Genomic DNA, 19,731 nt, shown 5'->3' on the forward strand with positions numbered 1-19,731 from the left:
TGATGGACACAAAGAAAGTTGGTTTTATTGGGTTAGGGAATATGGGTTATCCAATGGCAAGCAATTTACTAAAAGCGGGTTATACCGTTTATGGAGTAGATGTAAACAAAATGAATGAAAAGAGGTTCGCTGAAATTGGTGGAAATATTGGATTCACATCCGCCACACTGCCAAGTGAAGTAAATCTTATATTTACTAGCTTGCCAACGCCACCCATTGTAGAAAGTGTTTATTTAGGTAACGAGGGCCTTGTAGAGAATGGAAAAACATCATTAACATTGGTTGACCTAAGCACAGTTTCTCCAGAATTAAATAAAACGATTGCAAAAGCTGCCTTACAAAACGGGACTCAATACTTAGGCGCACCAGTAAGTGGAAGTGTAACTGGCGCAGAAGCAGCCAGCTTAAGTGTGATGGTTGGAGGTAACAAAGAAACATATGATTTCGCATTACCATACCTAAAAGCAATCGGCAAAAACATCTTTCATGTAGGAGAAGACCATGGAGTGGGAACTGTTGTTAAATTAATTAATAATTTAATGGCTGGTATTCATACACAGGCCGTTGCAGAAGCTCTATCTATCGCAGATGCAGCAGGGTTAGATCATAATATCGTTTATGAAATCGTAAATGTAAGCTCAGGACAAAGTGATGTATTTAGACGAAACTATAAAAATTTTATAGCTAAAGATGAGTATTATAAAGGAGCATTCACTACGGAGCTACTATTAAAAGATTTAAGGCTGGCAAATTATGTTTCCAATTCATTTAAAACAAAATTGCCTTTAGGTGAAGCGTTAGTAGACTACTTTGAATCTAATATAAAAGGTTACGAAGATAAAGATATGTCGACAGCATATCTCATGTTAACAGAACAAAAGGTTGAACCTGCTAAGTAGTTTTTAATAATTAATAAGATACTATTGATTTTATGAAAAAATACTAAATGGGAGGAATTGACGATATGGCTACGGTAACGTTAGATACAGTAACACATTATATCAATGGAGAGAAAGTGAAAGGACAGAATGATAAGTTTGGTTATGTATACACCCCGTCAACTGGTCAGAAAATAGCTGCTGTTCCTTATGCTTCCGATGAAGAAGTAGATGAGACGATACAATTAGCCAAAAAGGCTGCGGCAAAATGGGCAAAAGTTTCTGTGGGTAAAAGAGTTGAAGTTCTTTTTAAGTTCCGTCAATTATTAGTTGAAAATACAGAGGAATTAGCACAGTTAATAGGGAAAGAAAACGGAAAAACAATTTCTGATGCAAAAGGAGAGATAAGCAGGGGGATAGAGTCAGTTGACCTGGCAATTGGAGCGCCGCAAATACTTAAAGGGGAATATTCTGTTAATGTTGGCGGGGAAATAAATGCTTATTCCATGAAACAGCCGCTTGGCGTTGTAACATGTATTTCTCCTTTTAATTTCCCAGTTATGGTACCGCTTGCAATGAGCGTGATGGCGGTAACAGTAGGAAATGCAATGATATTAAAACCATCCGAAAAAGTTCCATACTCTGCTATATTACTCTCGGAGCTATGGGAAAAGGCTGGTTTACCTGCTGGTGTTTGGAATGTTGTAAATGGGGATAAAAATACGGTCAATGCCATTATTACACATCAAGATATTCAGGCGATAAGCTTTGTAGGGTCTACAAAAGTAGCTGAATTTATTTATGAAACAGGTACGAAGCACCATAAACGTGTCAATGCTTTTGGCGGTGGGAAAAACCATATGGTTATTATGCCAGATGCCGATATTGATAAAGCAGTCGATTCCTTTCTAGGTGCTGCTTACGGTTCAGCATCGCAACGCTGTATGGCCATATCCGTAGCGATGCCAGTAGGGCGAAAGACGGCAGAAGTATTTACAGGGAAGCTAAAAGAAAAAGTGGAGAAGCTGAAAGCTGGATCTTATGATGATGAGACAGCTGACTTTGGTGCAGTAATAAGCGCCGAAGCAAAACAAAGCATTTTAAGTGCTATTGATGAAGCAGTAAAAGAAGGAGCTAATATTGTTGTAGATGGAAGGAACCCTGATGTGGAGAACAAGGAAGGATTTTATCTCGATGCTACGTTATTAGATAATGTTACTTCTGATATGAATATATACAAAGAAGAAGTATTTGGTCCGGTACGTACAATCACTGCAGTCGATTCAATTGATGAAGCCATACAGTTAATCAATAATCATCAATATGGTAATGGTGTGACCGTATTCACCAATAGTGGCCGTGATGCTCGTGAATTTACTCAAGAAATTGAAGTGGGAATGGTTGGCGTAAATGTACCGATTCCAATTCCTGTAGGTTATCATAATTTTGGAGGGTGGAAAGATTCACGATTTGGGGAAGGGCAAATGTTTGGTCCAGATACTGCTCGATTCTTCACTAAAACTAAAACGGTCTCCGAAAGATGGTTTGACCAATCCGCCTCGGATGAAACTAATTTTGATTTTCCTAGCAGTTAATTGAAGGGGCCATTAAAACTGGCCCCTAATCTTTTTAACAAGAAAGCACAGAGTCTCTAATCTGTATTAAGTTTCCTGACAGATAGATTAGTACTTTCATCAACTTTATACGAACAGTAAAATGTAAACCCTTACAAAAGGATGGGGATCAAATGGTAGGGATATTATTAGGCTTAGTCTTGTTAATTGTTCTAGCCTATCGCGGGTGGTCAATTATCTGGATTGCACCGATTTGTGCTGGAGTTGTGGCGGTATTTGGTGGGCTGGATTTGCTTGATGCATATACAAATACATATATGCAAGGGTTTGTCGACTTTACGAAGAATTGGTTTCCTGTGTTTATGTTAGGTGCAATCTTCGGTAAGTTAATGGAATTTAGTGGCATGGCCCAGTCGGTGGCGGAAGGTATAATTAAAGTTTTTGGTGAAAAGCAAGCAATTATTGGTGTAATTATGGCTTCAGCAGTTTTGGCATATGGTGGTATTAGTGTGTTCGTTGTTGTGTTTGCTGTCTATCCACTTGCGGTAAGTATGTTTAGGCAAGCAGATATTCCTAGAAAGCTGATGCCAGCTACAATTATAACTGGGATGATGACATTTGCTATGACGGCACTTCCCGGGACGCCGCAAATTCAGAATTTGATTCCAACTGCTTATTTTAATACAACAGCGGCAGCTGCACCTGTTATGGGACTTGCTGCTTCATTAGTTATGGGCGGAGTCGCTTATTTCTATTTAAAGAAAAGAGAAAAGAATTTAAAAAAGGCTGGCTACGGATTCCATGAATTAGAAAAAGATTCTGAAGCAAAAGGAAAGTTAATTGATAAACCGCCACACATTCTTTTGTCTTTACTGCCTCTAGTGTCAGTAATCATTACGCTTAATATTTTATATTGGGATATTGTTGTTTGTTTATTAGTTGGTATCTTATTAATTATTTTATTCTCATTAAACCAAATTAAAGGTCTGATTCCTTCATTAAATCAAGGAGCTACGGATTCGGTAATGGCGATGATTAATACTTCAGCAGCGGTTGGGTTTGGAACGGTGGTAGGAGTAGTGCCGGGATTCCAAAAATTAAGTGATTATATCTTGGGGATTGAGGCAAATCCGCTTATTTCAATGGCTGTTGCATCCAATTTGATGTCTGGAGCGACTGGTTCAGCTTCTGGAGGCTTAGGTATTACGATGGAAGCTTTAGGTCAAAAATATAATGAAATCGCTGCGACATCTGGTATTGCACCAGAAGCATTTCACCGTATCGCATCCATCGCTTCAGGCGGTTTAGATGCGCTGCCACACAATGGAGCGGTAATAACGATATTGATTGTAACAGGACTAACACATAAAGAGTCATACAAAGATATTGCAGTAGTAGCAATTGTTTTCCCGATATTAGCGCTTATACCAGCTATTTTATTAGCAAGTGTGGGTATTTATTAATGTTTATAAATAGCTCAGCCTGATGAAGAATAGTACTTGACTTTCAAGTAATTAATTCCGAATCCTGCATTTTGAACTATGGGTAATCTCTACTCTACCCATAATTCAAAATGCAGGATAAGTTTTTATCATCTTTCTTTATGAGCAAAGGCTGCTATGAGAGGGGACTTTAATTTCGCATTTTTGATATAAAGAAAATGGCAGCAATATATACCTATTCAAACCGAACCCCCTCAGAAATCTCCTCCACCTTATCCCATTGCAAAATTCGTATTTCATCCTTCTCTCGTTCTGCAATTTCTTGATCCGTCCATTGTTTCAAAATCCGGTTGATATGCCTTTTCGTGGTTCCAATTAAAGCAGCAGTTTCTTCCATATTATTTGTTAAAAGATAGGACGCTCTCGAATCTGAATCAGAAGCAATTGTACACAAAAAAGCAGCCAATCGGACATTTGTAGGGGATAGGGCATTTACTCTGGATGAAATAGTGCATGTCCGAAGTTTATAGGCCAGCTCTTTTAATAATATTTGCATAAAGACTGCATCATACTTTAACTCTTTTTCATATATCCATTTCGGAACAAAGACAAATGTACATGGTTCTGCGGCGATGCAATTTGATTGAATCAGACCGCCTTCCAGAATTTCAATATCTCCCATAACAGCAGGGGGCAGGCAATAACGGAGCAGCAGTTCCTTACCCGTGATTTCTTGACTGGAAACAAAGTATCTTCCGTTTATTAAAAAATAAAATCCGTCGATTTCTTCTCCGGCGGTTAATATGTATTCTTGTGATTTATACGTTCGAATGCGGATTTCCTTTCCCAGGTTATTTGAAATGGAATAATTGTAAATGACGGTAAATTGGTTTAATTCCATGTTATTTCCTCCTCGGGACATCTGTCCTTTCGTAATTTTTTATCCATAGTATACTTGAAAAAGAGGTGATTCACATGAATTTTGTTTTTGATATAGACGGAACGGTTTGCTTTGATGGGGAAACAATTGATTCGTCCATTATACAAGCGCTGGAGGAAATAAAGGCAGCAGGGCATCAAGTGATTTTCGCATCGGCAAGGCCAATCCGTGATTTATTGCCGGTCTTGCCGAAATCTTTGCAGCAAGAAAAACTGGTTGGAGGAAATGGAGCATATACTTCAAACGGGGAGAAGATGGATGTTATCCATTTTCAAGATAGTCTGCTTACAAAACTGATTACTTTGGTAGAAGCTCATCAGGTAACTTATTTAGCAGATAGTGACTGGGATTATGCATTTACTGGAGAGGAAACACATCCTATTTATAAAAATATTAATCAGGCTTCCGCACAGAATCGGGAGTTAAGAAGCCTGTCTAAGCTGTGCAAGCTGGTTTTGTTTCAGCCGCCGCAACGTGTGATAGATGAGCTCGCCGACTTGCCTGTAAATATAACCTATTATAAAGGGGAAAATGCGATAGATATCAGCCCGCTTGGAATTAATAAAGTAAGAGGGTTACATAGCTTGCAGGTTCAGGAGTTTATTGCATTTGGAAATGACAGTAATGATCAATGCTTGTTCGAAAATGCTTTGTACAGTGTTTGTGTTGGTGAACATGAAGTGGAACAATATGCATCTATATCGGTAGAGAAGGAAAAGGTAGCAGCAATGATAACCAAAGCATTGCATATGTATGGGAATCAAGAAATGCAAGGAGTATATAGTTAACTAAGTCTCTGAATAAAGGGAGATGTGTAAATGCAAAATGAAAAGTTTTCTATTTTTTTAACCATTGTAAAACAGCTTAATCAGAAAGAAATTACTCCTCTATTAATGGGGTCTGTAGGTTTAGAAATAGTTACAGGGGAAAACTGGGAGGCGCAGGACCTGGATATACACGTTCCCGGTGATAAAAGAGGATGGGAGATTCCGCCAGAACAAGCTATCTATGATTGGGACGACATTATGAAGGCCATGCTATCTCTGGGATACAGCTTTGTTGATCTGCATGAGCATGAATTTGAAAAGGATGGGCTGGCTGTTGGGTTCGGTATTATGGACACATTGCCGGACTTTGCGGGGATATCGCTTGAGGAATTAGAACTCCATCAGCAAGGAGATGCGACGTATTATCTTTTAACATCTGAGCAATATTTGAAAGTGTATGAGGCTTCCTTTAAGGACAGCTATCGTGCGAACAAAAATAACCAGAAAGATAAAAAGAAAATAGCTTATCTGCGTGACTTGATTTGAAGAGGATTGCTGTTTCTATTAAAATATAGCTCTATCCCTAACTATATTCTAGGGCCACAAAAAATAATCCCTCGTATGCTTTAGCGGGCGTTTGAGGGATTATTCAATAACTCAGCGCTACTCATTATGATGAAGTAGTCTATTGTAAAAACCGTTCGGTGTACCAGCACCGGACGTATATTCATTTATATTTTAAGAATACGCTATAAATATAAAAATGGAAAGATTAGGAGATGTGTATCTTTAAACACTTTTACATACATTTATGAACGTTCTGTTCATAATAGCCCTTCCTCTTCCTATAAAGTTAACTATATTGTGTCAGTTATCATGTGAATATAGGAAAAAGCATCGCCGTCCCGTATAATACAAGACAAGAAATCCTATTTGGAGCGTGAATTTCATGAAGAAAAAAATAATCCTGGTCTTGTTTGGATTGTTGGTTTTATTAACTGCCTGCAGTGGAGAAGAGGATAACCCCGAAGAAAATACACTGGACGAAACCGGGGATATCAAGGAATTAGTCCATCATTATAGTACAGAAGAAATTGTTGACGAGAATGCATCGATTACTTCCGAGCAGCTGATTGTAACAAATGATGAGGGAGAGGAGGAAGCAGTATATGATTTGCCGGAGGATGAATTTTTTGTTTCGATAGCTCCCTTTGAACAGCAGACGCATCCTTGTGAAATTCATAGTTTAACAGGGTGTCAGGGAGAAATGGTTCAGGAAGAATTCGAGGTTTATATTGAAAACGCAGCGGGCGATGTGGTTATAGATGAACCCATGCAGACAGAAGAAAATGGCTTTATTGATCTATGGCTTCCTCGAGATGAAACCTATACGGTGGAAATCAAACAGGATGGAAAAGAAGTAACATCAGAAATCAGTACATTTCAGGATGATTTCACCTGTATCACAACGATGCAATTAATATAAGTTATTGAGATGAAGGCTGTCTGGAGTATCCAGGCAGCCTGTTTTGATGCCAAGGCAAAATGAGTTTGCAGGTTATTCTACTTTATTTTTTGTTTTTAAATAATGTTTTTGACAATAGCTGATGACAAAGCTGCGAAATGCGCTGGTTGCCGGGGATAGATAATCGTTTTTTCTGGCAGCCATATAGATAAACCGGTGATAAACAGGTTTTTTTATGTTAATGACTTTAACCGGAAAATGAGAAAGCGCCCCAATATTCGGAATCACGGCAATTCCATAATTGGCTGCGACCAGCCCGGCCATGGCATTATCTTCTTCCACTTCACAAATAATTTCAGGAGTTAAATTTACTTTATGAAATAATTCATCAACGATGGGACGCAGCCCGCTGTTTTGGTTGAAATAAACATAGGGATAGCTGGCTGTCTCCTCTAAATCAATACTTTCTCTGCCTGCTAAAGGATGATTTTCTGCAACAATTAATACAAGCTCCTGCTCTGCAACGGGTGTAAATTCAATGTCAGGCTCATTGTATTTCATCGAACAGAAGGCAATATCGTACATATTTTCTTTTAGATTTTGAATTATATTTTTGGTGGTTCCCTGATAAAAAGAAAAAGAGATATTTTTATAGGCACCTTGTTCCGAGAAGTTCTTAATCAATTCTGGAATGAAATAAGGCCCCAGCGTATAAATAAACGCCAGATCAATGACTCCATGAGACGGACTTGTCAGTTCACGCAGCTTTTTTTCTCCTCTTTCCAGTTCAGCCAGTGACCTTTCTACATATTCAAGAAAAAAATGACCGTATTTTGTTAAACGAATATTTCTGCCTTGCTTTTCAAATAAATAGACACCAAGATACTTTTCCAGCTCTGTAATGGCGTAACTTAATGTCGGCTGAGAAATGGAAAGCTTATTCGCTGTGTTGGTAAGGTGTTCACTGTGCGCCAGTTCTCTGAAATAGTGAAGCTGTTTCAAATTCATTTTCATTCCTCCATTCGTTTCGGAGCGTTCTATATATTTATTATGCTATGATTCATAGATAAAATCTATTGATTTGTCGAAAAAACCTATTAGATTTATGAATTAGTATCTAATATAATAAAGGTGTAAAGGAAATCAAGGAACAAAAGGCAAGGTAAAAAATTTTTAAAACAACTTGTGAAATATTTCACAAAATAATAAAATGGAGGTATTATAATGAGTGTATATGAACATATTTTTCAACCGTTAACTGTCAGAAGGATGACGATACCGAACCGAATCATTATGCCGCCGATGGGAACAAATTTCGCCGAAGTAGACGGATCGATGAACGACGAGCATATAACGTATTATGAGCAGAGAGCAAAGGGAGGGACTGGATTAATTATAGTCGAAAACGCTTGTGTTTCTTTTCCAATGGGATCGAACGGAACAACACAGCTTCGTATTGACCATGATAAATTTATTCCCAGATTATATAAATTGACAGAAACATTGCATAAACACGGGACACAAGCAGCTATTCAAATCAATCATGCAGGAGCATCTGCTGTGCCGGACAGAATTGGACACCAGCCGGTATCTGCTTCCAATATCCCTTCGAAATCAGGAGGGGCTGTTCCAAGACCACTGGAAAAAGAAGAAATTCTTGGAATTGTTGAAGACTATGGTAAATCAGCTAAACGTGTGGTTGCTGCCGGATTTGATGCAATTGAAATCCATGCCGGACATTCCTATCTTCTGAATCAATTCTTATCACCAATCTATAATAAACGGACCGATGAATTTGGAGGAAGCTATGAAAACAGAGCACGGTTCCCGCGGATGGTCATCGACCGTATTCGTCAGGAGGTCGGTCCGCATTTCCCTATCAGTCTCCGGGTAAGTGCCGACGAATTTGTAGAGGGTGGCAATACATTAGAAGATATCCTGCATATCCTGGAATATTTAGATGATGAAGTAGACATCTTTAACGTATCAGCGGCAGTGAATGATACCATCCAATATCAAATCGATGAAATGAATTTAGCGGATGGCTGGCGTTCTTATATGGCAAAAGCAGTGCGGGAAAAATTCCATAAAACGACGATTACAACAGGAAATGTCCGTCAGCCGCTGACAGCAGAAAAAATTCTGGCAGAAGGCGATGCAGACTTGATTGGAATGGGACGCGGCTTGATTGCAGATCCGAACTGGGTCAATAAAGTAAAAGACAGCCAGGAGGATATGCTCCGAAAATGTATTTCATGTAATATCGGCTGTGCCGGTCATCGTATCGCTCTGAACCGTCCAATAAGATGTACGGTGAACCCGGATTTATTTGGCGGCGATGCATATAAGGATAGAAAAGTGAAGAAGGACGTAACGGTTGTTGTGATTGGCGGCGGAACAACAGGGCTGGAAGCAGCATGTACAGCCGCGGAAGTAGGATGTAAAACATTTCTTATCGAAGAAAAAGCAGAATTAGGCGGTTTGGCGAAAGAGATTTCCAAACTTCCTGATAAAAAACGAATTTTAGATTTTCCAGAATATATGGAAAAAAGAGCAGAGCAATTAGATAATTTAACAATATTAACAAATTCAAGAGCAACTATTGCGTTAGTGGAAAGCCTAAATCCCGATATTATTGTTAATGCTACAGGATCTAAGCCGTTGTTGCCACCGATTGAAGGTCTTCATGATCGTATTGATAAGGAAAACAGCAGCATTTATTCTATTGCTAAACTGCTTCAGTATATTGATGAATTTGAAGCACAGCATTTAGAAGGAAAGAAAATCGCTGTAGTTGGCGGCGGTGCTGTCGGTCTGGATGTGGTGGAATTCTTCAGCAAACGAGGCAGCGATGTCAGCATGATAGAAATGATGCCGGCAGTTGGCGCAGGCCTAGACCATATTACAAAAATTTCAATGATGACCATGCTGAAGGATTATGAGGTCGATGTTCGAACTGAAACAGCTTTGACGAAAGTAGAAGACAATTCTTTCCAAATCAAACATCAAGACGAAGAAGAACAAATGGCATTTGATTATGGATTTATCTGTCTGGGAATGCGTCCTGAAAATAAAGAAGTTCCAGAATTACAGCAATATTTCCAAGCAAATCATGTGGAAGTCGTAAATATCGGAGACAGCTGGGGCGCCAGAAAAATTATGGACGGCACACGTGAAGGAAGAAATATTCTTACAACATTAGAGAAAATAGGTGCTTTTGAAGTACCAGAGAAGAAAGAAGCGATTCCTTTTTAAAGGATTCCTAATTATTCATCCCAAGGAGGAGAAAAAATGATCAAAGCTGTGGAAGTAAAAAATATTCGTATCGGTGAAGGGATGCCAAAGATTTGCATCCCGATGGTTGGTAAGACGGTTGACCAATTGATAGAAGAAGCAGATTTTCTGAAAAGCTTGGAATGTGATGTCGTTGAATGGCGTGTTGATTTTTTTGAACAGGTTGAGGATATCGCAAAAGTAAAAGAAGCCCTTACGGAGATACGTAAGGTGCTTCCGGAGATGCCTCTGATATTTACTTTTCGCAGCTTCAAAGAAGGTGGAGAAAAAGAGGTTTCCGTTGATTATTATTTACAACTGAACCGTGAAATGTCCCGAACAGGGCAGATTGATATCGTTGATGTCGAGTTGTTCAATCAACCCGAAGATGTAAAACAAATCATCGAAGCCGCGCATGAACATGGTGTATTTGTTATCATATCCAACCATGATTTTAACAAGACGCCAGATAAGAAAGAAATCATAACCAGACTTTGCCGGGCTCAAGAGCTGGGCGGCGATTTACCGAAGATTGCTGTTATGCCGGAAACAACGGCAGACGTACTGACATTATTGGATGCTACGAGAGAAATGAAGGAGAAATTTGCTGACAGGCCGATTATTACAATGTCGATGGCAGGAAAAGGAGTCATTAGCCGTCTCGCTGGGGAAGTATTTGGCTCTGCATTAACATTTGGTGCGGCAAATAAAGCATCAGCGCCCGGACAGGTTGCAGCGGCGGAATTAAAACAGACGTTGCATCTGCTGCATCAGAGTTTATAAAATAAAAACCCAGTTAACCAGGATAAGGTGCTTCCTAATAAAAAAATGGGATTATTGCAGTTATTCATGTGAAATATTTCACAAATGTAGTGGGGCATTAGAGTGTAGTGTATAGGTAAAATAGAAAAAATCAATGGTATGTTATCAAAAATTCAGGAGGGAATTAACATGACAGATCAAGGCAGAATCGACGGAAGAACAAAATTGATTGGACTGACAGCAACACCTATTGGACATTCTTTATCTCCGGCAATGCATAATATGTCATTTCGGGAACTGGGACTAAATTATGTCTATATGGCATTTGAGGTAGATAACAAGCAGCTGGAGGATGTTGTCACCGGGTTCCGGGCCTTAAACCTGCGCGGATTTAATGTTTCCATGCCGAACAAAACAAAAATACTTCCATTACTGGATGAATTAACAGATGGAGCGCGTTTTGCTGGTGCTGTGAATACCGTATTAAATGATAATGGCAAATTAATAGCTTATAACACAGATGGGATCGGCTATTTTCGCAGCTTGAAAGAAAATCATATCGATGTAAAAGGAAAGAAAATCACCCTTTTGGGAGCCGGTGGGGCTGCAACGGCAATTGCTATCCAGGCAGCTCTGGAAGGAGTAAAAGAAATTTCCATTTTTAATCGAGACGATGAATATTTTAACCGGGCGGAAAATAATACGGTGATTATCAATGAAAAAATGGAAGGGGACTGTATAGCAAATGTGTATCGGTTAGAAGATAAAGAAACGTTAAAAGAGGAAATTGCAGCAAGTGATATTTTAACAAATGCAACAGGTGTTGGAATGAAACCGCTTGAAGGGCAAGCCTTAGTTCCCGACCCTTCTTGGCTGCGTCCGGAATTGATTGTTTCCGATGTGGTCTATATCCCGAGAAAAACAAAGCTGTTGGAGATGGCGGAGTCCGTTGGCTGTCAGGCAATCAATGGTCTTGGGATGATGCTTTGGCAGGGCGCTGCCGCATTCGAATTGTGGACAGGTCAGGAAATGCCGGTTGAATATGTGAAAAATCAAATGTTTTGATTACGCTGTACTGATTTGGAAGGGTAAGTCATCGAAATTCTAAAACCAATCTTATTCTGTGGGAGTTTACGCTCTTCTCCCGCAGAATGAAGTTTCACTTTATATCCAATAGCAATAAAAAAAGTCCTTCAAATGAGAGGAGAAAAAATCATGAATACGAAAAGATATTATCCAGCTGCATTGGCACTCTATATTACTTTTATTATCCATGGTATTGGAGTATCTATTCTGGCACAATATAAAGATGAACTGGCAGAGCTGTGGGGAGCAACAACGCTGCCCAATGGCGCGTTGGATGTAAGTATCGTTTTTACCGTTATTGCTGCATTAGGGCTGGGGCGTCTGATTACGCTGCCAATCTCAGGACCTGTTTCCGATAAATTTGGCAGAAGAGTTTCCAGTCTGATTGGTGTCGGTTTATATGTATTATTCTTTGTTGGAATCATTTTCGCTCCGAATTTCTATGTTGCTTTTGTCTTTGCCTTATTAGGAGGAGCTGCCAATTCCTTTTTGGACACCGGAGTTATTCCATCCCTTATGGAGATTTTCGGTAAAAAGGGAAGTATAGCGAATATGTTCACTAAGTTCTCTATATCTATCGGACAGTTTGCATTACCTTTTATGATAGGGTTTGTGGCTGCCAGCCAAATGTCATTCCAAACCGTTTTTTACTTTGTAGCGATTCTGCTCGCTATAGACGGTGTGTTGCTGGCTTTTGTGCCATTACCGCCAAATAGCAGTACCCAAAAGACTGATAAGAACCAGAAGAAAGAAAAAATGAAATTCACAGCGACAAGCGTGGTCATTATTCTTATTGCATTTACATGTACTTCTACATTCCAGCTCTGGCTGAATGCCAACCAGGAATTAGGAACATTACATGGTATGGAAAATCCAAGCACCATTCAGTCCTATTATGCCATCGGATCTATTGTTGCTGTATTATTAACGGCTGTTTTCATCAATAAAAAATGGCTCAAACCAGTTCAAGTGCTTATTTTATATCCAGCGATATCAGCGGTTATGCTGCTTATTATTTACTTTATAGAAACGCCGGCTATTTTACTGATTGGCGGGTTTATTCTCGGATTCGCTGCAGCTGGCGGAGTATTACAGTTAGTAACATCCACAGCAAATGAACTGTTTCCAAAGCATAAAGGAAAAATCACGTCCATTGTTATGATTTCATCCAGTCTGGCTAACTATATTATTTTAAGTGCAGCTGGTGTGATTACAAGAGTTGGCGGTGTAGACGGACCAAAATATGTTTTATTGTTTAACTTTGCCATAACAGCTATAGGTGTGTTGCTTGCAATTTACGTTAATAAAAGATATAAGAAAGAGAATGAAGGTATGGTAGAAGCCGCGTAAAGCGTGTTACAGTGATTTAAGCACGGTTCTATTTCAAATCGAATGGAATGGCATAGGAAGCACCATACAGTGGGAGAGGGCAGTCTCTCCCGTTGGTAAAATGACAGACCCCCAGGGTTGTTCCAGAGGGGATAATTACTTTGATGGTGAATGAATGGATACTAGCTGAAAAAGGTGATGCAAAATGAAAGAGAAGAAAAAATTCCATTACGCTTGGGTGGTCTTAATTGTCTGCTGTATGATCAATTTTGCCGGCTTAGGTACAATTTTCAACACATCGGGTATATTCTTTCCTTCTGTTACAAAGGAATTGGGGATTGGCACAGGAGATATGTCTTTATACATGACTTTTCTATGCTTGGCAATGTTTGTGGCTTCTCCTTTAGTGGCAAAATTATTATCTAAAATCGATGTCCGCATTACATTATCTGTTGCCTTTGTGGTAGCTCTTTCGGCTATTGCTGTCATGTCGTTATATACAGAAATATGGCAATGGTACCTTTCTGGTATCGTTATCGGATTTGCCGGAGCATTTATTTTTTATATTCCTATTCCGGTTATTGTTCAAAATTGGTTTCACAAAAAAACGGGAATGGCTTTGGGAATCATCGGTGCTTTTACAGGTATTGGAGGAGCAATTATGAATCCGGTGATTGCTTCTTTCATCGACAGCTTTGGCTGGAGAACTGCATATGTGATCACCGCGATTATTATCGGAGTGATTGTCCTGCCTTTCACCATTTTTGTTTTACGCTTTAAACCGGAGGATAAAGGGTACAAACCATATGGCTATGCAGAAACCTTAGAAGATCAAGAAACCTTTAAAAAAGAAAATGAAAAGGGCGTACCTGTGAAAGTTGCGATAACGAGTTTAGCTTTTTTCTGTGTAATTATCATTGCTTCATTTTCCGGGTTGATCAGCGGATTAAACCAGCTGTTAACCTCCTACGGTGATACTGTCGGATTAACCACTACAGCCGCTGCCACATTAGTTTCGGCTTCGATGATATCGAACCTGCTTACCAAATTTCTCTTTGGAGCAGCCAGTGATAAATTTGGTGTGAAAATGACGTTGATTGTCAGTGTGCTGTTGATTGCATTTGGCTTCAGTCTATTTTTCATATCTCATGGAACCTATGCTACCGTGTTTACTGCTTCCCTTCTGTACGGTATTCATGCATCGGTTATTATCGTCGGGCTGCCATTGATTACAAAAGAATTATTTGGAAAGAAACATTTTGTTGAAATTTTCTCTTATGTAACGATGGGACAGGCGTTAGTAAAGTCTTTCGGATTTGCGGTCTTCGGTTATATGTATGACCTTTCCAACAGCTATGAACCAGCTTTCACGTTAGGAATCATTATCTGTGTGCTGATGGCTGTGTTGACAGTCGGGGCGTTTCGGAGCAGGAGAAAAATGGAGATTGTTATGAAGAAAGAGATTGGGGAAAGTATGCAGTGAAATGCTTTTCTAAAAATCACGTACAAGGATATTAGTGTAATTATAAAAACAGTATATTGAGCGGAGTTTGTCTGCTTTCTCTCAGGAGACTGAGATTCCTTGTAAGCAGGCTTTTAGACGGTGGGAAAATAGCATCGAAAAAAGAAGTTTTCACCGTGGAACTGACAGTATGTTGCAATCATCTTTAATTTGTAATTAGATTCCTTCCAGCTTTCATAATTGACTCACCTTGTACATACGCTAAAGCAAGGAGGATGATAAGATGGATAAAACTGATGAGCCAATGAAAAGAATGGCTAATTTGCGATTATCACATGCGGGATTTGCTCAGTATTATAAGGAATTATTAAGCAGAAATCATCATCTTTTTAAGGGAAGCCGAAAAAATAAATCTCACCAGCATTTTTTTCAGAAGGTTCATCGGGCGAATTATTTTGATATTACATAGAATTTGCTTGATGCAAATATAAAACGAAAATTCATTTTTTCGTGATAGATCAGCTTCAACATTGTTCTAACCGTTTGGTATACTTAGATATCAAGCGGTTTTTTATGATGGTTAAGAACGGTTTTAATCTACATTTGAAAACAGGAAATGCGTTTGCGTTATCGATAAAGGGTAAATACGTAACGATAAAGACATCTTCTCTTTTTATCGTGCGGGAAACAATGCTACAATAATATAATGTCATACATTCTGCTGAAGCGGAATGTAATTTTGAATAGAGATGAGGCAGCTGGTAAAAAAAATTGCTGTCTGTGATCGATAAAAAAGACAATTTTACATGTTTGATATAGAGCAGCAGGAGGAGAAATCATGGTACGGACGAAACAGGACGTAGAACGGTTAGAAGCGGATCTGAACCGGATATACGACAGCATCGATATGAACTCGGAGGAGTTATTTAACAATCGAATCAAAGGAATATGGCAGAGGCTGAAAACAAGCTCAGGAAATGAACAATTAAAGACGATGCCTTTAGATACAATGTTAACAGTGAATAAAGAGCTCCCTGTAAACACTTTGAAGCATAATGGGCTGAAAACAATGAAAGATATAGCGGATAAACCAGCTCAGGACCTGGCGCAGCTGGATGGAATGGATGAAAAAACGGCAGAGCACATTTATCAGGCAGTTTCTAAAATAAAAGAAGCAGTATATAAACAGGCAACGCCGCGTGTGAATCCGGATGATATTTCTGATGAAGATGTTCATTTGCTGGAATCGATTTATAAAAAATGGCATTTGTTAAACATTCTTGAAGAGATGCAGGAGAAATTTCAGGAGTATTATGATGAAACGATATCTGATATTGAAATGGCCAAGAAACAGAAAGGATTTTTTGGCGGTTTGTTTCAGCCGAAAGAGGAGAAGGAAAAAATACGGTCTGCTTTTGCCAATCTAAATAAAAACAAGCATCAAAAGGAATTAAAACAGATAAAGAAAAGATTAGATTATATGCTTGATTTTGAAGTGAGTAAAGAAGAGCTCAAAAAGCATTTTGAAAGAGAAAATGCCTTTTACTATACAGAAATTGAAAAAGCAACGGACTTTGACTCGAAGAATATTTCCGAAAGTCTGCCAGAAGAAGTGGTAGGAGCAGTAAATAACCATCCGCTTGATACGAATGGACTGCATATTACCTTAAGAAATTATCAAATTTTTGGTGCGAAGTATGCTTTGCTTTATAAAAAGACGCTGCTGGGGGATGAGATGGGCTTAGGAAAGACGGTTCAAGCGCTTGCTATTCTCAATCATCTCAGGCAAAACCATCAGGGACATGCTGTCATTGTTTGTCCACTAAGCGTAATCGCCCACTGGAAAAGAGAGATGGAACAGCGGTCTGCTTTACAGGCATTTATCTTTCACGGCAGCAATCGTGAAGAACAATTTCAGGCCTGGCAAGAAGGTACGGGTATTTTAATAACCACTTTTGAATTGGCGGGAACTCTGCCATTGGAAGGCAGTCATCATTTTGATGCGTTGGTTGTTGATGAGGCGCATTATGTGAAGAATCCGAATACAAAGCGCTCGCAAAATGTTTATCATTTGGCAGACGAAGCGGAGTATGTCTTATTTATGAGCGGAACTCCACTCGAGAACACGGTAGAGGAAATGATGCAATTGGTCTCTGTCCTGCAGCCGGGAATTGCGGATGACTTATCAGAAGAGATGCTGTTGCGTAATCCGCAAGCATTCCGTGAAGCCATTGCTCCAGTTTATTTAAGGAGGAATCGGAAGGACGTATTACATGAGCTTCCGGATTTGGAGATTATTCCAGAATGGGTTCCGTTTGGTGAAGAAGAGAAGAAGTTCTATCAGCAGGCAGTGAAAGAGGAACAGGTCATGGCCATGCGCCGTGCAGGCTGGCAGGGCGGATCTCAGAGTAAGTCACCGAAGCTTGAGAAGCTGCTTGAAATCTGTGAAAATGCAAAAGAAAACGGGCATAAAGTGCTGGTATTTTCTTATTTTAAAGATGTTATCCAGACAATCAGCAGTAATTTAGAAAACGAGGCACATCGCGTCATTACTGGGGATGTTTCGAATCATAAAAGACAGGAAATCATTGATGCCTTCACAGCGGATGAAGCTGGTTCCGTTCTGGTCAGCCAGATTACTGCCGGCGGTGTCGGGGTGAATATTCAGGCTGCCAATGTGGTTGTTTTATGCGAACCGCAATGGAAGCCGACAATGGAAGAACAGGCGATCAGCCGTGCTTATCGAATGGGACAATCTCGAAACGTTGTCGTTTATCGCTTATTAACGGAAGAGAGTATTGATGTGACAATGCTTGACGTATTAGGAGAAAAAGCGAATCTTTTTAACCTGTTTGTAAAAGAATCTGACACAGCATCACGCATTTTAGATGAGCAGGAGCAGGAAGAAGAAGAAGCTTCTATTCAGAAAAAAGTATTGAAGCTGGAGAAAGAGCGGTTTATGGAGACTGTGCGTTAAAAGACTTTTTGAATTGCATACACGGAAGAATTATCATATTTCTTATGTGATGTATTATGGAGCATGTTTCACCTGCAAGAAAGCCGGGAAAACCTTCTATAACGAAAAAGGAGGATGCCATGACATCATTTAAAGAAAGAGCCAGATATGCACGTTTTAAAAAGGTTCTGGGAGCTATTCTTGTCATGCCTATCATTGCTGTACTTGGATTTTTAGATGTCATTTCGGTATCCAATGCAGTTTCATGGTTGGCCTTAGCAGCTTTTATTGTGAGTTTAATTGTATTTTTCGTTTCATTTAAAGGAAAGAAGCCGCAAGTTTAAGGGGAGAATAATGAAAAAGATTAGTTTAGCAGTTCTTATAAGGGAGAGGAGAGCATGGTCTGTGACGATGCTCTTTTCTTATAGGGAAGTAGTATTAGTTTTTTCGAAGCAGGAATGAAAAAACTATAATTGTTTTATTTCAGAATAATTGCTAAAATAAATATAATTTAAAAGAAAGGAAGTGCTCTATTGTTTACAGTCCCCGTTATACTAGAAGAAAAAGCAGATTACATGAAACATGATCGGCTGACGAAAAAGCTGATACAAGAGTTTTTCGAGGAATTTATCGAAGGCTTCTTCCCCGACCTTCATCCCTACATTGATTTCTCCAACGTCACATTTCTTGAACAGGAAGTCTACCTGGATTATCTTGAAGGCTCCAAAAAGGAAATTGACGTGCTCGTCGAAGTAAAGTTGCATCACGAGGATAAAATTCTCCATATCCACACCGAAGCACAATCCACTCATGAGGCAGATTTCCCCGAAAGAATGTTTCTCTACTTCAGTTATCTTTACGCTAAACACCGCAAACCAATTCAACCTATCGCCGTTTTGAGTTATAATAGGAAACAAGAAGAACCCACGAAATTCAAAGTCGATACACCTACCCAAGAAGTACTTCAATTTAACTTTTTACAATTACAATTAAGAAAGAAAAACTGGAAAGAATATATTCAATCAGACAACCCGGCCGCAGCCGCATTGCTTAGTCAGATGGGCTATGAAGAACATGAGCGTGTCCAAGTAAAGTTGGAATTTCTGCGTATGATTACCCGGATGAAAATCAATCCGGCGCAAATGGAGTTTCTTTATGGTTATTTCGAAACTTATTTAAAACTAAATAAAGAGGAGGAAGAACAGATGATGGAGAAAATGGAAAACTTGCCGGAAGAGGAAAAAGAAATAGTCATGCAGCTGCCGAATTCTTATTTTGAGAGAGGAAAGCAAGAAGGAATAGAAGAAGGGATAAAAAAGCGGAACCAGGAATTAGCTTTGAAACTGATAGCAAGAGATATGTCAATCAGTGACATTGCAGAGATCACAGACTTAAGTGAAGCAGAAATTAAAAGGCTTGCTAGTGAGTAAATAAATAAAATAGATTATCTGTTTCTATAAACAAACAAAGTGAGCTGGTTTCATTGTAAATTGGCTCACTTTGTTTATATGAAGCAAAACTTATTTAAAACTAAATAAAGAGGAGTAAGCGCAAATGATGGAGAAAATGGAAAACTTGCCGGTAAATGATGTTGTGGGAAAAGTAATTTTATATCAGTAGCCTAAAAGGGAGCGGTTATGAAACCTGCCCCTTGTCATGTGAAAGTTACGATTGAATCCAAATAAACATATAGAAGAAAACATAAATTAGTAAAAGAATGCTAACAAATAGAATCGTTTGCCACCTGGCAAAAAGAAAAGCAGCGCTCGTGTCACCAAAGGGAGTTTGTTTCCAAAT

At 39.1% G+C, this 19,731-nt stretch carries 17 protein-coding genes; 15 read left to right on the forward strand and 2 right to left on the reverse strand.

Annotated features, from left to right (window positions below; genetic code table 11):
• Positions 1–2 precede the first annotated feature (2 nt).
• The 3 genes from BN997_RS08275 (at position 3) to BN997_RS08285 (ending at position 3,915) form a co-directional block, all read left to right on the forward strand.
• Positions 3–899: an NAD(P)-dependent oxidoreductase gene (locus BN997_RS08275; RefSeq protein ID WP_042531287.1), complete on the forward strand. Its 897-nt coding sequence runs from the start codon at positions 3–5 to the stop codon at positions 897–899.
• Positions 900–964: 65 nt separating this feature from the next.
• Positions 965–2,473, forward strand: a complete 1,509-nt coding sequence (locus BN997_RS08280) for a CoA-acylating methylmalonate-semialdehyde dehydrogenase (protein ID WP_042531289.1) — start codon at positions 965–967, stop codon at positions 2,471–2,473.
• 152 nt (positions 2,474–2,625) lie between these two features.
• Entirely contained in the window at positions 2,626–3,915 is a 1,290-nt protein-coding gene (locus BN997_RS08285; protein ID WP_042531291.1) for a GntP family permease, read from the forward strand.
• 214 nt (positions 3,916–4,129) lie between these two features.
• On the opposite strand, the gene BN997_RS08290 is transcribed toward BN997_RS08285, so the two are convergent.
• A complete protein-coding gene (locus BN997_RS08290; protein ID WP_042531293.1) occupies positions 4,130–4,795 on the reverse strand; it encodes a Crp/Fnr family transcriptional regulator in 666 nt (221 codons plus the stop codon).
• A gap of 74 nt (positions 4,796–4,869) precedes the next feature.
• On the opposite strand from BN997_RS08290, the gene BN997_RS08295 reads away from it, so the two are divergent.
• From BN997_RS08295 to BN997_RS08305, 3 genes are all read left to right on the forward strand, one after another.
• Positions 4,870–5,622 carry an HAD-IIB family hydrolase gene (locus BN997_RS08295; RefSeq protein WP_042531295.1) on the forward strand — a complete coding sequence of 251 codons (753 nt, stop codon included), beginning with the start codon at positions 4,870–4,872 and terminating at the stop codon, positions 5,620–5,622.
• 30 nt (positions 5,623–5,652) lie between these two features.
• Positions 5,653–6,147: a hypothetical protein gene (locus BN997_RS08300; protein WP_042531296.1), complete on the forward strand. Its 495-nt coding sequence runs from the start codon at positions 5,653–5,655 to the stop codon at positions 6,145–6,147.
• A gap of 403 nt (positions 6,148–6,550) precedes the next feature.
• The gene (locus tag BN997_RS08305; protein WP_042531297.1) at positions 6,551–7,087 is read left to right on the forward strand and encodes a CueP family metal-binding protein; all 537 of its coding nucleotides are present in this window, start codon (positions 6,551–6,553) and stop codon (positions 7,085–7,087) included.
• Positions 7,088–7,159: 72 nt separating this feature from the next.
• Here the strand turns inward: BN997_RS08305 and BN997_RS08310 are convergent, their stop codons facing one another.
• Positions 7,160–8,074, reverse strand: coding sequence for a LysR family transcriptional regulator (locus tag BN997_RS08310; RefSeq protein ID WP_042531299.1), 915 nt, complete (start codon positions 8,072–8,074; stop codon positions 7,160–7,162).
• Between the two features lie 216 nt (positions 8,075–8,290).
• Between BN997_RS08310 and BN997_RS08315 the strand changes: the two genes are divergently transcribed.
• The 9 genes from BN997_RS08315 to BN997_RS08355 all read left to right on the forward strand — a co-directional run bounded on the left by BN997_RS08315 (position 8,291) and on the right by BN997_RS08355 (position 19,364).
• Positions 8,291–10,321: an NAD(P)/FAD-dependent oxidoreductase gene (locus tag BN997_RS08315; protein WP_042531301.1), complete on the forward strand. Its 2,031-nt coding sequence runs from the start codon at positions 8,291–8,293 to the stop codon at positions 10,319–10,321.
• A 36-nt stretch (positions 10,322–10,357) separates the two neighbouring features.
• Positions 10,358–11,122 (forward strand): type I 3-dehydroquinate dehydratase, encoded by a 765-nt coding sequence (gene aroD / locus BN997_RS08320; RefSeq protein ID WP_042531303.1) that lies wholly within the window; start codon positions 10,358–10,360, stop codon positions 11,120–11,122.
• 168 nt (positions 11,123–11,290) lie between these two features.
• Positions 11,291–12,166 (forward strand): shikimate dehydrogenase, encoded by an 876-nt coding sequence (locus BN997_RS08325; protein ID WP_042531305.1) that lies wholly within the window; start codon positions 11,291–11,293, stop codon positions 12,164–12,166.
• Between the two features lie 150 nt (positions 12,167–12,316).
• Positions 12,317–13,537 (forward strand): MFS transporter, encoded by a 1,221-nt coding sequence (locus BN997_RS08330; RefSeq protein WP_042531308.1) that lies wholly within the window; start codon positions 12,317–12,319, stop codon positions 13,535–13,537.
• A 184-nt stretch (positions 13,538–13,721) separates the two neighbouring features.
• Positions 13,722–14,999: an MFS transporter gene (locus tag BN997_RS08335; RefSeq protein WP_042531310.1), complete on the forward strand. Its 1,278-nt coding sequence runs from the start codon at positions 13,722–13,724 to the stop codon at positions 14,997–14,999.
• 262 nt (positions 15,000–15,261) lie between these two features.
• A complete protein-coding gene (locus BN997_RS08340; protein ID WP_042531312.1) occupies positions 15,262–15,447 on the forward strand; it encodes a hypothetical protein in 186 nt (61 codons plus the stop codon).
• 369 nt (positions 15,448–15,816) lie between these two features.
• Complete coding sequence (locus BN997_RS08345) at positions 15,817–17,955, forward strand: DEAD/DEAH box helicase (RefSeq protein ID WP_052484953.1); 2,139 nt, start codon at positions 15,817–15,819, stop codon at positions 17,953–17,955.
• A 119-nt stretch (positions 17,956–18,074) separates the two neighbouring features.
• Positions 18,075–18,278, forward strand: a complete 204-nt coding sequence (locus BN997_RS08350; protein WP_139089045.1) for a hypothetical protein — start codon at positions 18,075–18,077, stop codon at positions 18,276–18,278.
• Positions 18,279–18,467: 189 nt separating this feature from the next.
• Positions 18,468–19,364, forward strand: coding sequence for an Rpn family recombination-promoting nuclease/putative transposase (locus tag BN997_RS08355; protein ID WP_052484954.1), 897 nt, complete (start codon positions 18,468–18,470; stop codon positions 19,362–19,364).
• Positions 19,365–19,731 lie beyond the last annotated feature (367 nt).

It is taken from the genome of Oceanobacillus oncorhynchi (genome assembly GCF_000821065.1).
Taxonomy (GTDB): Bacteria; Bacillota; Bacilli; order Bacillales; family Amphibacillaceae; genus Oceanobacillus; species Oceanobacillus oncorhynchi.

Coding starts and splice junctions, on each gene's coding strand:
- BN997_RS08280 (WP_042531289.1), top strand. CDS start 965: ATGGCTACGGTAACGTTAGATACAGTAACACATTATATCAATGGAGAG.
- aroD (WP_042531303.1), top strand. CDS start 10,358: ATGATCAAAGCTGTGGAAGTAAAAAATATTCGTATCGGTGAAGGGATG.
- BN997_RS08330 (WP_042531308.1), top strand. CDS start 12,317: ATGAATACGAAAAGATATTATCCAGCTGCATTGGCACTCTATATTACT.
- BN997_RS08315 (WP_042531301.1), top strand. CDS start 8,291: ATGAGTGTATATGAACATATTTTTCAACCGTTAACTGTCAGAAGGATG.
- BN997_RS08295 (WP_042531295.1), top strand. CDS start 4,870: ATGAATTTTGTTTTTGATATAGACGGAACGGTTTGCTTTGATGGGGAA.
- BN997_RS08310 (WP_042531299.1), bottom strand. CDS start 8,074: ATGAATTTGAAACAGCTTCACTATTTCAGAGAACTGGCGCACAGTGAA.
- BN997_RS08350 (WP_139089045.1), top strand. CDS start 18,075: ATGACATCATTTAAAGAAAGAGCCAGATATGCACGTTTTAAAAAGGTT.
- BN997_RS08325 (WP_042531305.1), top strand. CDS start 11,291: ATGACAGATCAAGGCAGAATCGACGGAAGAACAAAATTGATTGGACTG.
- BN997_RS08340 (WP_042531312.1), top strand. CDS start 15,262: ATGGATAAAACTGATGAGCCAATGAAAAGAATGGCTAATTTGCGATTA.
- BN997_RS08305 (WP_042531297.1), top strand. CDS start 6,551: ATGAAGAAAAAAATAATCCTGGTCTTGTTTGGATTGTTGGTTTTATTA.
- BN997_RS08275 (WP_042531287.1), top strand. CDS start 3: ATGGACACAAAGAAAGTTGGTTTTATTGGGTTAGGGAATATGGGTTAT.
- BN997_RS08290 (WP_042531293.1), bottom strand. CDS start 4,795: ATGGAATTAAACCAATTTACCGTCATTTACAATTATTCCATTTCAAAT.
- BN997_RS08285 (WP_042531291.1), top strand. CDS start 2,626: ATGGTAGGGATATTATTAGGCTTAGTCTTGTTAATTGTTCTAGCCTAT.
- BN997_RS08335 (WP_042531310.1), top strand. CDS start 13,722: ATGAAAGAGAAGAAAAAATTCCATTACGCTTGGGTGGTCTTAATTGTC.
- BN997_RS08300 (WP_042531296.1), top strand. CDS start 5,653: ATGCAAAATGAAAAGTTTTCTATTTTTTTAACCATTGTAAAACAGCTT.
- BN997_RS08345 (WP_052484953.1), top strand. CDS start 15,817: ATGGTACGGACGAAACAGGACGTAGAACGGTTAGAAGCGGATCTGAAC.